The sequence below is a fragment of the Streptomyces sp. 17_S59 genome, assembly GCF_056930295.1.
Window position 1 is genome coordinate 748,528 of sequence record NZ_JBXOWD010000001.1, and the last position, 17,620, is coordinate 766,147.

Sequence of the window (17,620 nt, forward strand, 5' to 3'; positions counted from 1 at the left end):
TGAAGATTACTACGTCCGTAGTGGACCGGCTAGGTTGAACCCATGAAGGAGCAACGCCCCGCCGCCCCGGCCTCGGAAGCCACCTCCCGCCCGGAGCTGATCGCCGACACCGCCCTCACCCTGCTCGCCGAGCGCGGCATGCGCGGGCTCACCCACCGCGCGGTGGACGAAGCCGCGGGGCTTCCCCCGGGCTCCACCTCGAACCACGCCCGTACGCGCGCGGCGCTCCTGGAGCTGGCGGTGCGGCGGCACGCGGCGCGCGAGGCGCAGACACTGAGCCCGGACGAGATGCCGGACCCCGCGGACGGGCTCCCCAGACTGGCCGACGCGCTGGCACTGGCGCTGCACCGCACCCTCACCGACCACCGGGAACTGCTACTCGCCCGCTACGAGTTGGCGCTGGAAGCGACCCGCCGGCCGGAGCTGCGGAAGATCTACGACGAGGAGGGCCGGGCCTTTCGCGAGCCGCTGATCGCGCTCATGACCGCCGGGGGATCACCCGATCCGGAGCGGCACGCACTGTCGGTGCTCGCATGGTGCGAGGGGCTGATGTTCTCGTGCGCCGCCGGGCAGTACCACTCCGAGGTACCGGACCGTGCGCAGCTGCATACGGGCTTCATGGAGCTGCTGCGCGGGATGCTCCCGCAATAGGGGCAGCAGGAGGGCTTCGCGCTGCAGCGCACCTGGCCGGGCTGGGCGCGCAGGGGAGTTGGCGGCGCAGTCGCCGGACTGGACGCGCATGCCGACGGGCATGATCCTGTATCACTCCTGCGGGGAGTTCCCAACTCCCCTGACCAGCCGCCAGCGTTGGACGGATGCATCGATTCCCCGCAACGGCGGCCCTGGTGGTCGTGGCGATGTCCGCCGCGGTCGGCTGTGTCTCCGTCTCCCCGCCCGCCGACCGATCGGGGCCGCCCCGCGTGCCCGGCGCGGCAGGGCCGCAGGCCCGGCAGAATCCCGCTCGCGAGTCCCTGACCGAGGTCGGGGGCGGCCCGGGGCAGGCCGGCCGGTCCGCGGACCCGTCGTCGGGCCCCGCCCCGGCCCTGACCGGGGATCCGGCGCGCGGGCCGGTGGACGACCCCTCATGGGATCCGGCCCGGGATGCAGCCCGGGATCCGGCGCGCGGAGCCCTCGACCCCGCGGATCCACGCGCCGTTCCGGACCGCGACTTCCCCGAATCCAGGGAGCCGTCGCGCCCCGGCGACCGCCCGGCGGACTCCCCCCGGCCCGCTGCTCCCCCGGCATCCGCCCCCAGCGCAGACCGGGAGGCACCGGCCGCGCCCGCCCCCCGGCACGAGGCGCCTCCCCCGCCGGAGTCCCGGCGCTCGGAGCCACAGCCCGAGCCCGAGTCGCACCGGGCGGCACCGGCACCGGCGCCCGCCCCTGCGCCGCACAGCCGGCCGGGCAGGGGCGTCTGCGCCATGGGCGACACCTACGGCAAGTGGCAGCAGGGCGGCGATGCGTCGCGGATCTGCCACCAGGTGTACGGCAACTGACCCGTCACGCCCCGGAGGCGAGGCCGCGGAAAGGCCGGGCGCTCAGGCGCCGAGGTCAGGGATGCGCCAGTCGATGGGCTCGTGGCCCTGGGTGGCGACCGCCTCGTTGATCTGGGTGAACGGACGGCTGCCGAAGAACTTCTTCGCCGACAGCGGCGAGGGGTGGGCGCCCTTGACGACGACGTGGTGCTGCTCGTCGATCAGCGGGAGCTTCTTCTGCGCGTAGTTGCCCCAGAGCACGAAGACGGCCGGGTCGGGCCGGGACGCCACCGCGCGGATGACGGCGTCGGTGAACTTCTCCCAGCCCTTGCCCTTGTGGGAGTTGGGCTCCCCGCCCCGGACCGTCAGGACGGCGTTGAGCAGCAGGACGCCCTGCTCGGCCCAGGGCATGAGGAAGCCGTTGTCCGGGACGTCGTAGCCCAGCTCCTCCCGCATCTCCTTGTAGATGTTCCGCAGGGAGGGCGGCGTCCTGACGCCCGGGCGCACCGAGAAGCACAGGCCGTGGCCCTGGCCCGCGCCGTGGTACGGATCCTGACCGAGGATGAGCACCTTGACGCGCTCGTACGGGGTCGCCTCCAGGGCGGCGAAGACCTCGCCGCGCGGCGGGTACACCGGCGCCTTGGTCCGCTCCTCCTCGACGAAGTCGGTCAGCTCCTTGAAGTAGGGCTTCTCCAGCTCCTCGCCGAGGACCTCGCGCCAGGACTCGGGCAGCACGTCGGTGACGGTCACGTCGACAACCTCCGGGGTTCGTTCCGTTCTCGACGGAGAACTTACCGGCGACCACTGACAACGCCCGACGCGGAGCCGGGCCGGAGCCCGCCGGGGCACGCTGCCCCGGCGGTCGCACCGGGGCCAAATGTTTCAGACCCGGATGTTTCAGACCTGGATGTTTCAGACCCCGGCGTTGAGGAACAGTCCGCCGTCCATGACGAGCGTCTGTCCGGTGACCCACGCGGCCGCGTCGGACAGCAGGAAGGCGGCCGCGCCCCCGATGTCCTCCGGGACGCCCAGCCGGCCCAGCGGGTAGGAGGCGACGACCTCGTTCTCCCGGCCTTCGTAGAGGGCCGCGGCGAACTTGGTCTTCACCACGGCCGGGGCGATCGCGTTGACCCGTACGCCGGGGGCGAACTCGTGGGCGAGCTGGAGCGTGAGGTTGACCATGGCGGCCTTGCTCATGCCGTACGCACCGACGAAGGGGGACGCGGCGATGCCGGCGACGGAGGCGATGTTGACGATCGCGCCGCCGTTCTCCTTCTGCCAGGCCTTCCAGGTCTGCTGGGCGAAGCCGAGCGCCGAGACGACGTTGGTCTCGAAGACCTTGCGGGCGACGGCCAGGTCGAGTTCGGCCATGGGCCCGAAGACGGGGTTCGTACCGGCGTTGTTGACGAGGTAGTCGACGCGGCCGAAGGCCTCCATGGCCCGCTCGACGGCCATGGCCTGATGGGTCTCGTCGTGGGCCTTGCCCGGCACGCCGATCACCCGCTCGGCGCCGAGCCTCTCGACGGCCTCCTTGAGGGCGTCCTCGTTGCGGCCGGTGATGACAACCCGGTCACCGCGGGCCACGAGGGCCTCGGCGATGCCGTATCCGATGCCCCGGCTGGCACCGGTGACGAGCGCCACTCTTCCGGTCGGCTCGATTCCCTGCGCGGTCATGCGTCCGTACTCCTCGCTGTTCCTGGGTCGGTCGGTTCGGTCAGTCCAGCGGTCCGCCGGCCACGTACAGCACCTGGCCGGAGACGAAGCCCGCCTGCTCGCCCGTGAAGAAGGCGATGGCGTTGGCGATGTCCTCGGGCCGGCCGACGCGCTGCACTGGGATCTGGGACGCCGCGGCGGCCTGGAAGTCCTCGAAATTCATGCCGACCCGGGCGGCCGTGGCGGCGGTCATGTCGGTGGCGATGAAGCCGGGGGCGACGGAGTTGGCCGTGATGCCGAACTTGCCCAGCTCCTTGGCGAGCGTCTTGGTGAAGCCCTGGAGGCCGGCCTTGGCGGCCGCGTAGTTGGCCTGGCCCCGGTTGCCGAGCGCCGAGCTGCTGGAGAGGTTGACGATCCGGCCGTAGCCCGCGTCCACCATGTGCTTCTGGCAGGCGCGCGACATCAGGAACGCGCCGCGCAGGTGCACGTTCATGACGGTGTCCCAGTCGCTCTCGCTCATCTTGAAGAGCAGGTTGTCGCGGAGCACTCCGGCGTTGTTGACCAGGACGACCGGCGCGCCGAGTTCGGCGGCGATGCGGGCGACGGCGGCCTCCACCTGCGCGGAGTCGGAGACGTCGCAGCCGATGGCGAGGGCCTTGCCGCCCGCCGCGGCGATCTTGTCCACGGTGTCCTTGCAGGCGGTCGCGTCGAGGTCGAGCACGGCGACCGCATGGCCCTCGGCGGCCAGCCGGACGGCGGTCGCGGCGCCGATGCCGCGGGCCGCGCCCGTGACGACGGCTACGCGCTGCTCGGTGGTGGACATGCGGGTTCTCCTCACCTCGAAGGCGGCTCCTCCGCCGCCCTGAGCAGCAGGTGAGCAACCGCTTAGTAGCTTCGGTCGATCACGACGCTAGAAGCACCGCCACTCGCTGTCAACGCCCCGCGACGCACGGCCCCGGCCATGTTCCGCCGCCGTGCCTCACCTCACCAGCAGATCGAGAAGGCGCTCCGGCTCGCCCTCCGGATCCGCGGTCAGGCCGGTGTGCACCGGTCCGGGCTGGACCACGGTGCTGCGGGGGGCGATCAGCCACCGGAACCGCCGCCCGGGGGCGTCGCAGGCCGCCTGGCCCGCTTGCTCGCCGCCGGCGCAGACCCCCTCCACCGCGTGCAGCGCGGCGCGCACGCCCGCCACGTCCGCCGTGGGGTCGAGGGCCAGCAGCCGGCCCTCGTCCAGGTGGATCCGGGCGCCGACGAAGGACCGCGCCTGGCAGTAGACGACGACTCCGGCAGGACTACCCCCGCGGGTGCGGGGACGACCGGGGCCACAGCCTGGACTCCGCCTGCCAAGCCGGACTACCCCCGCAGGTGCGGGGACGACACGAGGTTCAGGGCGGAGCGGTCGGCCTTGAATGGACTACCCCCGCAGGTGCGGGGACGACCAGTCCTCATCGTTGAGCGGCTTGTGCTTCCACGGACTACCCCCGCAGGTGCGGGGACGACGACGGGGCACCAGCTGCCGGTGAGGGGCCGCTGGGACTACCCCCGCAGGTGCGGGGACGACGAGTCGCTGATCGCTGAACTGGCGCAGGTCGACGGACTACCCCCGCAGGTGCGGGGACGACTTGGGTCTGGTGCACGTTCGAGGGCACGGGGTCGGACTACCCCCGCAGGTGCGGGGACGACCCTCGCCGACCTGGACTGTTGTCAGGTGATCACGCCATTTCCCTTTACTTGATTCGCAGTCTTCCACGGCTGCCCCACACTCCCCCTCGGCCTGGACATGAGAGTAAGTCCGTCGAAATCGGTGGGAGTCCAACGGTCCTGGCCGGCCGTTCGGACGGTCCAGCCCTGTTCGGTCTGGGCGGGATCGATCATGACTGCCTGGCCGTCGCCGATGCGGTCGGCCAAGACTTTCCAAAGCAAGTCGCGGATACGCGCATTGGGGCTGCCGACGAAAACGCCTGGGGCCACTTCGATGAACCCGCGGGTCAGGTGACCCCGGAGCCCGGGAGGGGCAGCGGTGAGGACCACGACCGTTGTTGCGGCACTCATGAGACCGTGTTCCCAGCCGGGTCCGGGATGATGTCCAGGTGGCTGTCAGGGCCGAAGGAGCCCGAGCCCCAGTTGCGGCCGCTGCTGACGACGCTGTCTCCGTCGTTCCACAGTCCTCCCAGGTCTTCCTCGAGCAGGGTAGTGCCTTCCGGGATCAGTAGGTCCTTGACATCCGTGACAATGCGAGGCAGCAGCTTGCCCTGGACCACGGCGTCGCGAAGAGCTGTGCGCGCATCGCGCTCCGAGGTAAGTCCCTTGGCTGCAAGGTCGAAGGCTAGTGGGATGGTGAACTCGGCCTTGTAGAGATCGGCAACGTCCAGGACGAAGGACAGTGCGGATCCCGTGTGAACGAAGCCGAGGGCCGGGCTGGCACCGATGCCGGTGATGACGGCGTGGCAAATGCCGTAGAGGGCGGCGTTCGCCGCAGAGAGCAGTCGGTTGACGTCATCACCTGCTGCGAAGGCGTCTCCAGGCTTGTAGTCCCGCTTGGCCCAGGGCACTCCGGTGCGTTGGGAGTGCTGAGTGTAGAGCCGACGGACGCGTGTGCCCTCCCGTCCTCGTAGCTGCTGGAGGCTGAGGCCTGAGGTGTCTTCACCAGGGAAACGCATGTCGTACATACGGCGGGCGACCGCGACGCGTTCCTTGGGACGGGTGACCAGCCATGCTTGCCGCAGCTGGAGCTGGGAGCCACGTGCGACACCATGACCTGAGGCATAGAGGCGGACGCCGTGCTCGCCGACCCAGCACAGGGCTGTGCCAGAGTCGGCGAGCAGCGTGACGGCTCCGTGAGTGATACGGCTTCCGGGGCCGATGAGGAGGACAGCAAGCCAGGCCGCCGGGACGTGCACCACTCGTGCTTTGTTGATCAGGACGACGGCATTGTCGTCGCGGTCGATGTGGCAGCGCTCGATGTACAGGCTGGAGACGCGGTCCTCCAGCCGGTGCAATTCCTGCGGACCGGCCCGCCACCAGGGCTCAGGCACTGGCCACCGTCGCTTGCGTTCTTACGGGGGCCAGGGTGAGCAGTCCCTGCCCGTATCCCTTGGCCGGCCCAATGCCGTCCAGCAGTGCCGCGCGCAGCGCGTCGGGGCTGGTGACCTTCAGTCGTCCTTCGAAGGTGGCTGTGGAGAGAGTGACCCGCGGGCCGTTACGGTGCTTGTGGAAGCGCAGGATGTCGCGGCTGACGACAGATACAGCAGGTCCCGGGCTGAGTGAGCTGTCCGCCGTGAGTCCCGGGGCCGACGCGTCGGATGAGGCCTGAGGGATGGTGAAGCCGTGTCGTTCGGCTCGGGCGAGGAGCCAGCGGAGTTGCTGTGCTGCGGTTCGGTGGGCCACACGGAAGCCACGCGGGCTGTGGTCGGCAGTGTGGGGCCGTTCTCCGTGGGCCTTGAGGCGGGCGATCTGCTGCTCGCTCGGCTTGGTGGGGCGCGGCACGGTTTGAACGGGGTTGGCAGTCAGGCGGAAGCCGAACTCCACTCCGATCGCGATGCGTTCGAGGAGCGGCGTGTAGTCGGCAATGAGGGGTTCGCCGCCGTCGGCGCCGGGCCAGCCGGCTTCGTCGACGAGGTGCTGCCAGGATGGGCGACTGTGGGTGAGAACGAGGATCTCGGCGCGCTGGGGGGTGCTGTTCTCCATGCGCCACAGGACGCGCTCGGTTACAGGCTGCACGGCGAGACCGGCGAGAACTGCCGCGTGCAGGCGGTGGGGGCTGGACAGCAGGGAGACGGCTTTGCGGCGGCGCGGGTTCAGGGCGATTTTCGAGAGGTAGGGCATCAAGGTCACCAGCCCAGGAGAGCGAACGGATCGTGGTCGGGGTTGGCCGGAGGGGCTTCTCCGTCGGCGGGTTCCGCTGCTTGCCGACCGGTGGGGACGGTGACCCATAGGTGTCGGACGGCCCGGCGGCCGAAGAGGGTGCCGGTCTTGAGGTCGTAGGTGTCGGGGACGTCGACGGCGAGCTGGTCGCCGGTGGGGTCCTCGACTGTGACCTCCAGTGTCACTTCCGTTGCTCGGACTTGGCTGAGGCGGTGGGTGGACGCTTGCCAGGGTACGGCCGCCAGCACATCCGAGAGTTCGGCGTCAGTCCGCAGCCCGAGACTGACCTGTCCGGTGGGCGGGCAGGAGCGGCGACCGAGGGAAAGCGGGTAGACGGGGTGACGAACCGCGTGCTCCAGGCGCTCCAGGAGGGGTACCGGACCGCGCAGCGCGGCGATGAAGACGGCGTCCTGGAGGTAGAAGCGCTGGGTGACGCCGGTGTACTTGGCCGGGCTGGTCTTCGCCTGCACACCCTTGGCGTTCACTTTGGCGGAGGGCAACGGCACGCCCCGGTGGTCGCTGAATGTGTGGTAGTCACGCAGCAGCGAGCCTGGCTGGTCGACGCGCACGCCGAGCCGAAGGTCGAGGAGGTCGCTGATCGAGGCTTCGCGGGAGCGGCCCTCGGCGGCCGCGAGCAGGCCGAGGACGCCGGACTTGGTGGGCTGAGGCTGGGTCTCGCGCCGGTTGTAGCGAGAGGGACCACCCCAGGACTGCAGAGGTGCGGCCAGCCTGAGGACGAGGACGGCGTAGTCGGTCATCACGCCCCGGCCTCCGTGAGCCGGCCGTCGGCCAGCCACTGCCCGACCAGCTCACCGAGCGAATCGAGCAGCTTCGGGAAGTCGACCGACGGGCCGAACACCTCCGTGAGCTTGCCGGCCTCGACGTTGTAGGCGGCCAGGGTGCGGACCGGTTCAGCGCCCCAGGTGGCGGCGACGGACTTCAGCTCGCCCGCCAGGCGAAGGACTGACTCGGTTGCCAGGCCGGTAACACCCACGACCGGCTCCTCGTACGCGGAGACCAGGTTCACCGGCTGATCGGTGCGGAGGGTGAGGAGCACCAGGTGGGGCAGGGTGCGGTGGGCGAAGGAGTTCTGGTGGCCGGTGGGCATGGAACGGGCGAAGGCGTCCACGAACCGGACGGCCGTGTCGCGCGTGTCTTCAGCGGAGCTGAGGTTGTCGCGCAGCTGGTGCACGCCGAGAACCGCGTAGCGGTAGAGGGTGGACGAGTTGAACTCGACGGTGCCGATCATGCCCGCACCATGGTCCTCGGTGTTCTCGTCGTCCACCGCAGTGAAGTAGTCGAACTCGGTGCGCACAGCATGGGTCGACAGGGCGTGTGCGACCTGGACGGCGGCGTCCACATTGAGGGTGGGCAGGTCAGCGACCATGCGACCGAAGAGTGCGACCTCCGCCGGGTGGCCGGTCGAGAGGGTGGCGACCACCGGAAGCTTGCCGACTTCGGCCTTGAGATCCGCGTCGGGCAGGGCGACCAGTTCCGAGGCACGGCCGTTCAGCAGCTTGACGATCTCGTCGAGCTGGCGCTTGCCGAAGAAGAGGAGGTAGGCGGACTGCTCCTCCTTCTTGGAAGATTTGGAGATCCCAAGGGGTTCCAGCAGGGCAGAGGTCAGACGGTCGGCCTGGGCGGTTTCGAGTCCTGTGCCGCCCTCGGTGACCGACCTGGTGAGCCGCTCGGCGAGCAGGGCGGCGATCCGCTTGGTACGGGTCGCGCGGTCGGCCGGCTCGACAGCCTTGGCGAATTCGGTGCGGGTGGCCCGCTTCCACGCCTGGGAGGAGACCCGGGCACGGCGGGCGCCACCGTACAACGCCTGTTTCGGAGTCCCGGAGTCGTCCCGGTTGACGTTGGACGGGGGCAGGCTCTGCAGGATGTGGACTTCGACGAACAGAGTGGGCTGAGTCACGAGCGGGCTCCTCGGTGGCATGAGACATCGCCAAACAGCGACACGGAGGTAAAGAAGGGAAGGTGAGGCGGCGCCGGGCGGGAAGCGGCCGTCCGGCGCCGGTATCAGGACTTCTTGGACTTGGGATCGACGCGGAAGTCGCGGTCCCAGCGGTCGCGAAAACGGCCCTGGGCGTTCGGCCACTTGGGATCGTCCCAAATCCGCAGTGCGGTGCGCAGCAGGTCGTAGTCGAGTCCGATCTCGGCGCGGGAGAGCATGGTGACGAAGCCTCGCAGGTGCATCGCCAGCTCGTCGGTGTCGATCGCAGTGAGGAGGGCGCCGAACCGGCGTTCCAGTGCTTCCTCCCCGCTGCCGTTCTTCGCGAGCAACAGTCGCGCGGCGGTGCCGGGGCTATTGCCGGGAACGTACATAGTCCGGCTGCTGCCCTGCTGGTGCCTCCCGAAGAGGGTCAGTGCGGCGTGCTCTGCGGTCAGGTCTTTGTGGGCACCCTTGTCACGCAGCTCGGAGGGCATGCGGGACCGGTAGTACGGCCACATCGCGGGAACAGTGCCTGCCTCACGGCCTGTGCCGGACCTCAGGGCCGAGAGCTGTACGCCGTTCTCCACCCGGCCCGGCGTGAAGCGGGCCCAGTACGGGGTGACATCGGCTTCGTCATCGGCAGCACACGGTTCGGTGTACTGCAGCCCCCAGCAACGCAAGACCCGGTCTCGGCCCGGGCTCTCCCAGGCAGCGAGGTCGTACATCAGCCGGGTGTAGTCCAGGCCGACGCCCGCCTGCCCCAGCAGCGGGACCAGCCGGTACAGATGCTGAACGAGTTCATGCAAGTCCTGTGCAGTGGCGGCCGCAATCAGCCGCTGCTCCACGGCGTTCTCCGATAACGCTTCAGCGCGGCGCAGATCCCGGAATGCCGTGCCCAGGCCCGCCCGCAGACGGTGGACGGGTGCGGGGGCTGCCTGCTGGTGCCGGCCGAAGAGGGTGAGTGCAGCGTGCTCGGCGACGTAGAGGTCGGGCAGGCGATCCGATTCCCGGGCGGCGTCGGTCAGCAACACCCGGTGGGCGTCCCGCATGGCGGGAGAGGCGCCCGGCTCGCTGCTGATGCCGTCGCGCAAGCCCCGCAGCTTCCGCGTGATGTGCTCAGAGAAGCCGGGGCGCCCTCCCTGGGCGCGAGTGCGCCAGTCGGCGGCGGCCTCTTCCCAGAAGTAGGCGCGCAGGCCGCTCCGGGTCCTGCTGATTGCGGTGCTCATACCGCCGCCTCCCCGCTGTCCGAGCCGTACTCTGCGAGCCGGGGCAGGATCTCGGCGAGCTTCTTGCGGCAGACGCCAGCGGCCTTGCCACTCCGGTACACGACTTCCTTGCCGTTGTTCTTCTCGACCCGTCCCACGACTGCGCGCGGCGGTGCGGCAGCAAGGAGCGCTTCGGCCTCTCGGACCGCCGTCGCGCGCACAGACATCTCCCAGGCGAACTGGGCCCGCTCCAGCAGGTCGTCGTCCTCACCGACGGTGCGCAGCCCGACAAGCAGGCGACGCATCGTTCCGTCAAGGCGGTGCAGGAAGCGGGAGGAGGGGCGCTGGCCCTTGTCCCGCGGCAGCGGATCGCCGCCTGAAGCCCGTCGCAGATCATTGTTGAGGTTGTCCAGAGCGCGGCCGACCTGGTCCGCCTGGCTGGCGCATTCCAGGATCGCGGCGCGCAGCCAGTCGTCCTCGGCGAGCAGAGAGGCCACCGGGAGCGGCAGGCTGTCGCTGATGGCATTCTCGACGATGGCGGACTGGGTGCCGTACTCGAGACCGCAGATCTCCAGGCCGAGCGGGTAGTCGGCAGGCAACGCGTCGTCGGCGCTCAAGTCACCGGCCTGCCGGAGGAGGACGGAGGTGTACGGTCCGTCGCCCCCGACGGGCAGGTCCAGCGCGAGCAGCGCGCTGAGCCCCTGCCAGGTCGAACGCCCGGAGACATGCCGACGGGGTCGCCGCTGGGGTTGCCCCGCCTTCGGCTTGGCCGTGTGGGACCAGGCTGTGTGCGGTTCCCACTCCGGAGTCTGGACGAGGCGGTCGCCGGCGGAGACGATCACGCGATGCACACGTGGCCCCTGCTCCGTCTCGCGCGGGATCAGGCGAATGCGGCGGGCCTGGAAGGTGAGCAGGTCCAGCAGTCCACCGGCTGGGCGCAGCGACCACTCGGGACTGGTGGGCGACTTCCATCCGAGCGAGTCCGGGCGCTCGTCCCATGCCCACTGGGGCCGGTCCGCCGGGTCCAGGCCGTCGGGCCAGACCGGCGTGTTCAGCATCAGTGTCTCGAATAGACTCCGGCCTATCGGGACGATTACCCCGAGCTGGCCGAGCGGGCCCGTTGGGTTGCCGGTAGTCTTGCCGTTCTTCGCCTGCGTATCGCCGATGGCTCCGGTCTTGATGGAAGCTGTGTCCCAGCAGTGCGCGTGGAGCAGCCATAGCAGCGCCTGTCCGGGCGTCAACAGCAGTTCGTCGCCCTCGGTGAGCGAGCTGAACAGCGGCACGTTGTTGCCAGAGGCGATCGACGGCACGAGTTGCGCGGCCGACTTCGTCTCTCCGTTGAGCGCTTCCAGGTCGGCGACCTGCGCGAACGGACGCTTGTCGTCGAAGAGTCGGAAACGGTCGCCGTAGCGGGTCCCGAGATAGCCAGCCAGCTGGGCCACTTCGGCTTCCGAGAATCGGCCGCGATTGAACCGCTCCGCCCACTCCTGTCGCGTGCGCGGCATGCCGATGGCATCAAGCATCACCGGCAGGAGCATCTGCCGCAGCAACGCAGGCAACATCGTCGGCACCGGCAGTTGCAGCCGCCGAACCGTGTGCGCACCGCTCAACACGCCTAACAGGCCGGTCGTACAGACCACGCCATCGGCGTCGACTGTGGTCAGCCAGTCGCCGTGGACGAGATCTCCGTCAGCGTCCATGGTGGCCCCCTACATGAATCATGTGCGTGCCTCCCCGGACACGTGTAGGACGACAAACGGCAACTCGCCCTTTAATCAAGCAAATTGGCGTGTCAACCGGTCGCCGCAAGGCTTGCACGCAACGCCTAGCGCTTGCAACTGAATCGGGGTGATCTAAACGAGTTGTATCGATCCTCAGCCTGTGCGAGCTGTGACCCTGTACCCTGCCCGACGGCGCGGGGAGCTGCCCCTCCCCGAGTTCGGGGGTGTTCCCGCCTAACGCTTCAGGTCGTCCCCGCAGCGCGGGGTGCCGGGAATCCGGGCTCGGCTCCACGCGCCGTTCAACCTCGTTCGACGATCAACCCCAGGACGTCGTCGTACGAGACCCGGTCCTTGCCCAGTACGGCCGTCCCGTCTTCGTCCAGGACAAGCGCCGGCGCATATCGGAGCCATGGATGACCGCCCCACCCCGGCAACGGAACAAGATCCGCCTCCGCAGCCTCCGTCAGCCGGGCAGGAAGCCGCACAGTGCCGCCCAGAAGCCGGCCGACCACCGTCTCGTCATCCACCTCGCCATGCACGCCGATCCATGTCCCGTCGAGCGCCCGGTACCCATCGGCCGAGCACCGGACGAGCACGGCCTCCACCGACCGCTTTCCATCCCGCACGACGACGTCGAGATCCTCTTCGGATGCCGCCCGAGAGCCCGCGTAATGGAGTCCCTCCAAGGTCCGTGCTCCCCATGCTCGGGCGCACGTCAGCAGGAAGCCCTCCGCCCCCTTCTCCCGCTTCTCCTCCTGCGCGCGCCACAACTCCCGCTCTGCACCCTCTTCCCATTCCGGTGGGCAGAGCTCGGCCTCTCCGTAGGCTCTGGCAACTAGGCCCGGCACATCGGCGGGGATGCTCCACCGGCCCTTCTGCGGCGTTCCTCCACCCAGCGGGGCAGCAGCTTCGGCGACCAGGGCGGCCGCCCTGAGAAGCGCCCACTCCCCATAGATCTCCTTCGACGCGGGAAGGAAGCGCGGACGCCCCCTCTCGCCGACCGTCACACCCGTCACCAGAACTCGTGGTTCGGCGAACGCAGTCGGTCTACGGGTCCCGCTGTGCCGGTGAAGCCGCCCGATGCGTTGCAGGAGCAGGTCGACAGGGGCAAGGTCTGTGATCAGCAGATCCGCGTCCACATCGAACGACTGCTCGGCAAGCTGCGTGGCGATCACCACCATCCGGTCAGGCCGCTCCTCACCGGCCCCTGGCCCCAGCAGCCGCAGGCACTCCTCGGTCCGTTCCGCCCGGTGGGCCGAACACAGCCGCCCGTGCAGCAGCCGCACCTGTCCCTCAAAACCGGCCTCCGTCAGGGCACGATGAACAGCCTGGGCCCGGCCGACCTCGTTTACCACCACCAGCACCACACCGCCGTCGGCTGTCTCTTCCCTCAGCATCGAGGCGATCAGCGCCCCATCCTGGGAGATGTCCGGCAACCAGTCGATCCGCATCGGCATCGACGCCCGCCAGGAGAGCACCACTTCACGCGAACTCGCCGCTACCGGAGACCCATTGAAGGCATAGGCAACGGTGACACACGGATAACCGGCTGGCACCGGCACCGGACAGACCGTATCCGCCCTGGTCAGAGCGCCTGATAGATACGCATCGACGAATGCCTGCCGCTGCGTCGGCGGAAGGGTCGCCGACAGCAGAATCACCGGGACCTTGGCCTGCCCGAGCCAGCGCAGCGCCTCAAGAAGAAACTGCCGCATGTAGACGTCCGCGGCATGCACCTCGTCCACAACCACGATCTTGCCGACCAGCCCGGCGAAGCGCAGCATCACATGCCGCGTGCGGGTCGCCGCGTACAGGAGGTGATCAACGGTGCCGACGGCAAACGCGGTGAGGAGACCCCGCTTGTTGCCGAGAAACCATCGGGCCGGGCCATCGCACTCTTCCTGCGGACTGCTGCTGCCTGACGACCAGGAGGCCATGCCGTACTCGGCGTCCTCCTCGGTCGCCCCGTAGACGTCGAACGGATCCAAGACCGCCGACTCATCGCCTCCGCCGGATTCTCCAACCGGACCCGTCCGCTTGCCTTCCCAGATCTCCCGCCATGTCGGGTTGAAGCGGCGCTTGCCGTGCAGCAGTGCAACCTGCGCTTCCAATTCCGGGTCGAACGACCGCACCCACTCCAGCACCTGCTCATACATCGGGTCGCTTGTCGCCTGCGTCGGCATGGCCACGAAGACACCGTCCAGCCCGAACCGGGCCGCCAGTACCTCAGCCGCCGCCAGCGCAGCCTTCGTCTTGCCCTCCCCCATCGGAGCCTCGGCCACCATCAGCCCCGGCGCAGGCATCCACCACGCCCGCTCAAGCAGCTCTCGCTGCGATGCCCTCGGAGTCACCTTCAGCCGCCCCGTCAGCGGAGTAAATCGACCCTTGGGAACCGCGAGTTCACCCCACCCGCCCCGTAGACCGAGCCGCTGCCACGCCGCCTCGGCCCGCTGGCGGGCCCTGGCGAGAGAGATCTTCCGCGCATCCGCGAGCCCCTCGAACTGCTCGCTGTCACTGGCGATCCAGTCCGCCATGACGATCAGCCCGGATAAGCCTAGTTGCTCAGCTCTGTTCAGAGCGCCCACCGGCCGCGCGTCAGCCAAGTCCTCAAAACCGACGGCCCGGGTGAACACGTCCACGACCGCCCTCTGCGCCTCCTCCCAGCCAGCTCCACGCCCCTGAACTTCCCGATGCTTCGGACTCAGCTCTTGAAGGGATGGAAAGGTTCCGTGATGGCCAGCCACCAACGGCCACACCCATGCGGCGCTCTCCGCGCTGCCCCACTCCGCGACCAGTCTCGGCCGCAGCAACGCCGCGCCCGCAACGTCATGCCGCCACCGCTGCCGCCGGTCCGCCGGCAACCGCCCCCACGACAGCCCTGCTGCCCTGACTGGGACAGCCTCCGCGTCGTCCAGCGCCTGGAAGGCAGGGCACGCCTTCCCGCAGTCATGAATCCCGCAGATCCACATGAACCACAGCCGCCCGCGTCCGCCGCTGATCTCCTCCAACCGATGCCGTAACGCAGCCGACAGGTAACGGTCCCACATCACCTCCGCCACTGCGGCAGTGTCCAGCAAGTGCCCGAGCAGCAGGTGGGTCCGTCCCCCGTTCCGCGCCGCGGACTTCCCCCACAACCGCGACACCCTGGCAACGACCTCCTCCGAGAGTCCCATCACCCGCATCAGGTCGACAATCGACCGCGTGTGCACCACCAGCGCAGCCCCCTCCGTACAGTGGATCCGCACCATAGACCCGCCCACTGACATTGGCCCTGGACCTCATGCCCCGACCGCCGGCCCTGCTAAATGAGAACCGGCCCCATTGCTAGCATCAGCACAGGTCAAGAAGTGTCGTCCCCGCACCTGCGGGGGTAGTTCCCCATGCTGGCCGTCTGCGCAGTCGTACAGTCCGTCGTCCCCGCACCTGCGGGGGTAGTTCGAGCGACATACGCGACCCCGAGGCACCCCACGGGTCGTCCCCGCACCTGCGGGGGTAGTTCGCCTCCGGAAGCTGGAGGGGACGAGGTGGCTCGGTCGTCCCCGCACCTGCGGGGGTAGTTCCACCGCCACGCCGCCAGGCGTGCCCGCTACCGCGTCGTCCCCGCACCTGCGGGGGTAGTTCTCGGCCCGATGACACCCCGGACCGAGGCAAGGCGTCGTCCCCGCACCTGCGGGGGTAGTTCCCGTCCAGCGCCCGCATGCCGCGCAGGGTGCCCGTCGTCCCCGCACCTGCGGGGGTAGTTCGTCCACGACGATCGCGGGCTCGTGCGCCCATCGGTCGTCCCCGCACCTGCGGGGGTAGTTCGTCACGGCGACCCGCTATGTCACGCCCCTGCGTGTCGTCCCCGCACCTGCGGGGGTAGTTCGTAGTGGAGGGAGATGCAGGTGCGTTGGCGCTCGTCGTCCCCGCACCCGCTGGGGTAGTTCTCCGTGCAGCTCGTAGACCAGCAGGCTCAGGCAGTCGCCCCCGGACCCGCAAGGGTAGTTCGCCATGTACGCCTACTTCGACGTCCTCGCGAACGTCGTCCCCGCACCCGCGGGGTAGTTCTCACAGCGCCTACCTCAACGCGGATGACCGAGTCGTCCCCGCATCCGCTGGGGTTGTTCCCCCGGCGATAGATGAGTTGTCCCCGCACGACACCCACTGGGCCGACAGAAGCCTCCGTGCGATCCGGTCAACAGGGCACCGGATGTCGCCGAGCGGATAGAGGCATCGCCGATGCACTTCCACGGTGGACGAGGTCTGCGCGGCCGGGCCCTGACCGCCACCACCGCCCTGGCCTGATACTGCTATTACTCCCCGTCCCCTGATCCGCGCGGACGTCCTCATCTGGATCGGCTCACCCCACAAGCGGAGCCAAACCGCCGCGCCGCAATGACCATCAAGGACCGCGGTTGGCAGCTGGCACACCAGGTCGCCGCGACGGTGTCGGCCGACGCGACGCTCCTGTTTGGCTACCTGGCGATCACGCGTGGCCGCCCGGCGGAGGCCGACGCGCGCTTCGGGGAGCATCGCCCCAAGTTACTCGGCGGTCTTTCGGCCGTTGAACAGACGGGGCCCGCGAACCGTATGCCTCCACGATCCAGCCGACCCGGCTCGAGAACCGAAGGAGCGATCATGTCGCATTCGTCATCCGCCCCGGTCGTGGCAACCCGCCGTACCGTCGTCGCGGCGGCCGGGGCCGCCGGGCTGGCGACCCTGCTCGCCGCGTGCGGAAGTTCGGACGACAAGCAGAAGAGCGGCGCCACGGAGCAGACGCCGGGCGCCGCACAGCAGACGCCGGGGAAGACGCCGGACGACACGCCGGGGAAGCCGGGCGGCGGGGCCGTGGCCAAGACCTCGGACATCCCGGTGGGCGGCGGGAAAGTCCTCGCGGACCGGAAGGTGGTGGTGACCCAGCCCGTGAAGGGAGAGTTCAAGGCGTTCTCGGCGGTCTGCACCCACCAGGGGTGTGTGGTGAACGACGTGTCGAACGGGACCATCAACTGCCCCTGCCACGGCAGCAAGTTCTCCGTCACCGACGGCAGCGTGCGCAATGGACCGGCACAGCGGCCACTGCCGTCACAGCGGATCTCGGTGCACGGCGACTCCCTCACCCTGGGCTGAGCGGCCCGGGGCGGCTCAGCGCCGCCGGTGCCGCCAGCCGTACAGGACGGACTCGGTGGTGGTGACGGTGGCCACCAGCGAGAGGGTGTGGCGGACCATGGCCGCGGTGTAGTCGGAGGGCACGCCGGCAATGGCGTCCGAGGGCACGACGGCGGTGTAGCCGAGGTTGACGGCGTCGAAGACCGTGTTCGGGATGGCGACGTTGGCCGACACTCCGGTGACGACCAGGGTGCGGCAGCCGATGTTGCGCAGCAGGGCGTCCACCCCCGTGCCCGACAGCGGCGAGAGCCCGTGCAGCCGCCGTACGACGAGGTCGCCGTCGCCGACCGGGATGGGGTCGGCGACCCGGACGGCCAGCGTTCCGGTCAGCTGCTGCACGGGCAGCCGTTCGACGAGGCGGAGGAGCGGGGCGTTGCGGCCCGTACCGCGGCCGTCGGGGCGGCGCTCGGCGATGGCGTGGAGCACCTGGACGCCGACCGTGTGCGCCCCGGCGACCAGGCGCGCGACGTTGACCAGGGCGCCGGAGGCGCGGGCCACCGCGGCCAGCTCGGGCATGGCGCCGTCCGGGCCGACGACGCCGCGCTGGCACTCGACGGTCAGCAACACGGTGGTCGCCGGGTCGAGACCTTCGGCGAGCTGATCCTGCGGCGCCATGCTGCT

At 69.6% G+C, this 17,620-nt stretch carries 15 protein-coding genes, 1 pseudogene and 2 CRISPR repeat arrays; of the genes and pseudogenes, 3 read left to right on the forward strand and 13 right to left on the reverse strand.

What is annotated here, in order from left to right:
• Window positions 1-42: 42 nt before the first annotated feature.
• Together AC1Z4A_RS03030 and AC1Z4A_RS03035 are read left to right on the forward strand one after the other, a co-directional pair.
• A complete protein-coding gene (locus tag AC1Z4A_RS03030; protein ID WP_483676263.1) occupies window positions 43-651 on the forward strand; it encodes a TetR/AcrR family transcriptional regulator in 609 nt (202 codons plus the stop codon).
• A gap of 164 nt (window positions 652-815) precedes the next feature.
• Window positions 816-1,496 (forward strand): hypothetical protein, encoded by a 681-nt coding sequence (locus tag AC1Z4A_RS03035; protein WP_483676264.1) that lies wholly within the window; start codon window positions 816-818, stop codon window positions 1,494-1,496.
• Between the two features lie 42 nt (window positions 1,497-1,538).
• On the opposite strand, the gene AC1Z4A_RS03040 is transcribed toward AC1Z4A_RS03035, so the two are convergent.
• From AC1Z4A_RS03040 to cas3, 12 genes and pseudogenes are all read right to left on the reverse strand, one after another.
• Window positions 1,539-2,225, reverse strand: coding sequence for a uracil-DNA glycosylase (locus tag AC1Z4A_RS03040; protein ID WP_483676265.1), 687 nt, complete (start codon window positions 2,223-2,225; stop codon window positions 1,539-1,541).
• A gap of 162 nt (window positions 2,226-2,387) precedes the next feature.
• The gene (locus AC1Z4A_RS03045; RefSeq protein WP_483676266.1) at window positions 2,388-3,149 is read right to left on the reverse strand and encodes an SDR family oxidoreductase; all 762 of its coding nucleotides are present in this window, start codon (window positions 3,147-3,149) and stop codon (window positions 2,388-2,390) included.
• Window positions 3,150-3,189: 40 nt separating this feature from the next.
• Window positions 3,190-3,951: a 3-oxoacyl-ACP reductase FabG gene (gene fabG / locus AC1Z4A_RS03050; protein WP_483676267.1), complete on the reverse strand. Its 762-nt coding sequence runs from the start codon at window positions 3,949-3,951 to the stop codon at window positions 3,190-3,192.
• Window positions 3,952-4,107: 156 nt separating this feature from the next.
• Window positions 4,108-4,404, reverse strand: a pseudogene (locus AC1Z4A_RS03055) (DUF3037 domain-containing protein); the annotation flags it as partial.
• A 13-nt stretch (window positions 4,405-4,417) separates the two neighbouring features.
• A CRISPR array of direct repeats spans window positions 4,418-4,811; the repeat unit is 28 nt; unit sequence GGACTACCCCCGCAGGTGCGGGGACGAC.
• Window positions 4,812-4,832: 21 nt separating this feature from the next.
• On the reverse strand, window positions 4,833-5,180 hold the full coding sequence (cas2e, locus tag AC1Z4A_RS03060) for a type I-E CRISPR-associated endoribonuclease Cas2e (protein ID WP_483676268.1): 348 nt from the start codon (window positions 5,178-5,180) through the stop codon (window positions 4,833-4,835).
• Window positions 5,177-6,163 carry a type I-E CRISPR-associated endonuclease Cas1e gene (cas1e, locus tag AC1Z4A_RS03065; RefSeq protein ID WP_483676269.1) on the reverse strand — a complete coding sequence of 329 codons (987 nt, stop codon included), beginning with the start codon at window positions 6,161-6,163 and terminating at the stop codon, window positions 5,177-5,179. Before cas1e ends, cas2e begins: the two co-directional genes overlap by 4 nt.
• Window positions 6,156-6,953 (reverse strand): type I-E CRISPR-associated protein Cas6/Cse3/CasE, encoded by a 798-nt coding sequence (gene cas6e / locus AC1Z4A_RS03070; protein WP_483683487.1) that lies wholly within the window; start codon window positions 6,951-6,953, stop codon window positions 6,156-6,158. The genes cas1e and cas6e overlap by 8 nt, the downstream gene beginning before the upstream one ends.
• A gap of 5 nt (window positions 6,954-6,958) precedes the next feature.
• Window positions 6,959-7,750 (reverse strand): type I-E CRISPR-associated protein Cas5/CasD, encoded by a 792-nt coding sequence (cas5e, locus tag AC1Z4A_RS03075; protein ID WP_483676270.1) that lies wholly within the window; start codon window positions 7,748-7,750, stop codon window positions 6,959-6,961.
• On the reverse strand, window positions 7,750-8,910 hold the full coding sequence (gene cas7e, locus AC1Z4A_RS03080) for a type I-E CRISPR-associated protein Cas7/Cse4/CasC (protein ID WP_483676271.1): 1,161 nt from the start codon (window positions 8,908-8,910) through the stop codon (window positions 7,750-7,752). Before cas7e ends, cas5e begins: the two co-directional genes overlap by 1 nt.
• Before the next feature lie 104 nt (window positions 8,911-9,014).
• A complete protein-coding gene (gene casB, locus AC1Z4A_RS03085) occupies window positions 9,015-10,154 on the reverse strand; it encodes a type I-E CRISPR-associated protein Cse2/CasB (protein ID WP_483676272.1) in 1,140 nt (379 codons plus the stop codon).
• Window positions 10,151-11,833 carry a type I-E CRISPR-associated protein Cse1/CasA gene (gene casA, locus AC1Z4A_RS03090; protein ID WP_483676273.1) on the reverse strand — a complete coding sequence of 561 codons (1,683 nt, stop codon included), beginning with the start codon at window positions 11,831-11,833 and terminating at the stop codon, window positions 10,151-10,153. Before casA ends, casB begins: the two co-directional genes overlap by 4 nt.
• A gap of 320 nt (window positions 11,834-12,153) precedes the next feature.
• Window positions 12,154-15,066, reverse strand: a complete 2,913-nt coding sequence (cas3, locus tag AC1Z4A_RS03095; RefSeq protein ID WP_483676274.1) for a CRISPR-associated helicase Cas3' — start codon at window positions 15,064-15,066, stop codon at window positions 12,154-12,156.
• 137 nt (window positions 15,067-15,203) lie between these two features.
• Window positions 15,204-15,841: direct repeats of the CRISPR family, unit length 28 nt; unit sequence GTCGTCCCCGCACCTGCGGGGGTAGTTC.
• A 630-nt stretch (window positions 15,842-16,471) separates the two neighbouring features.
• Between cas3 and AC1Z4A_RS03100 the strand changes: the two genes are divergently transcribed.
• Window positions 16,472-16,960 (forward strand): Rieske (2Fe-2S) protein, encoded by a 489-nt coding sequence (locus tag AC1Z4A_RS03100; protein ID WP_483676275.1) that lies wholly within the window; start codon window positions 16,472-16,474, stop codon window positions 16,958-16,960.
• A gap of 15 nt (window positions 16,961-16,975) precedes the next feature.
• On the opposite strand, the gene AC1Z4A_RS03105 is transcribed toward AC1Z4A_RS03100, so the two are convergent.
• Window positions 16,976-17,614, reverse strand: coding sequence for a cysteine hydrolase family protein (locus AC1Z4A_RS03105; protein ID WP_483676276.1), 639 nt, complete (start codon window positions 17,612-17,614; stop codon window positions 16,976-16,978).
• Window positions 17,615-17,620: the final 6 nt, after the last annotated feature.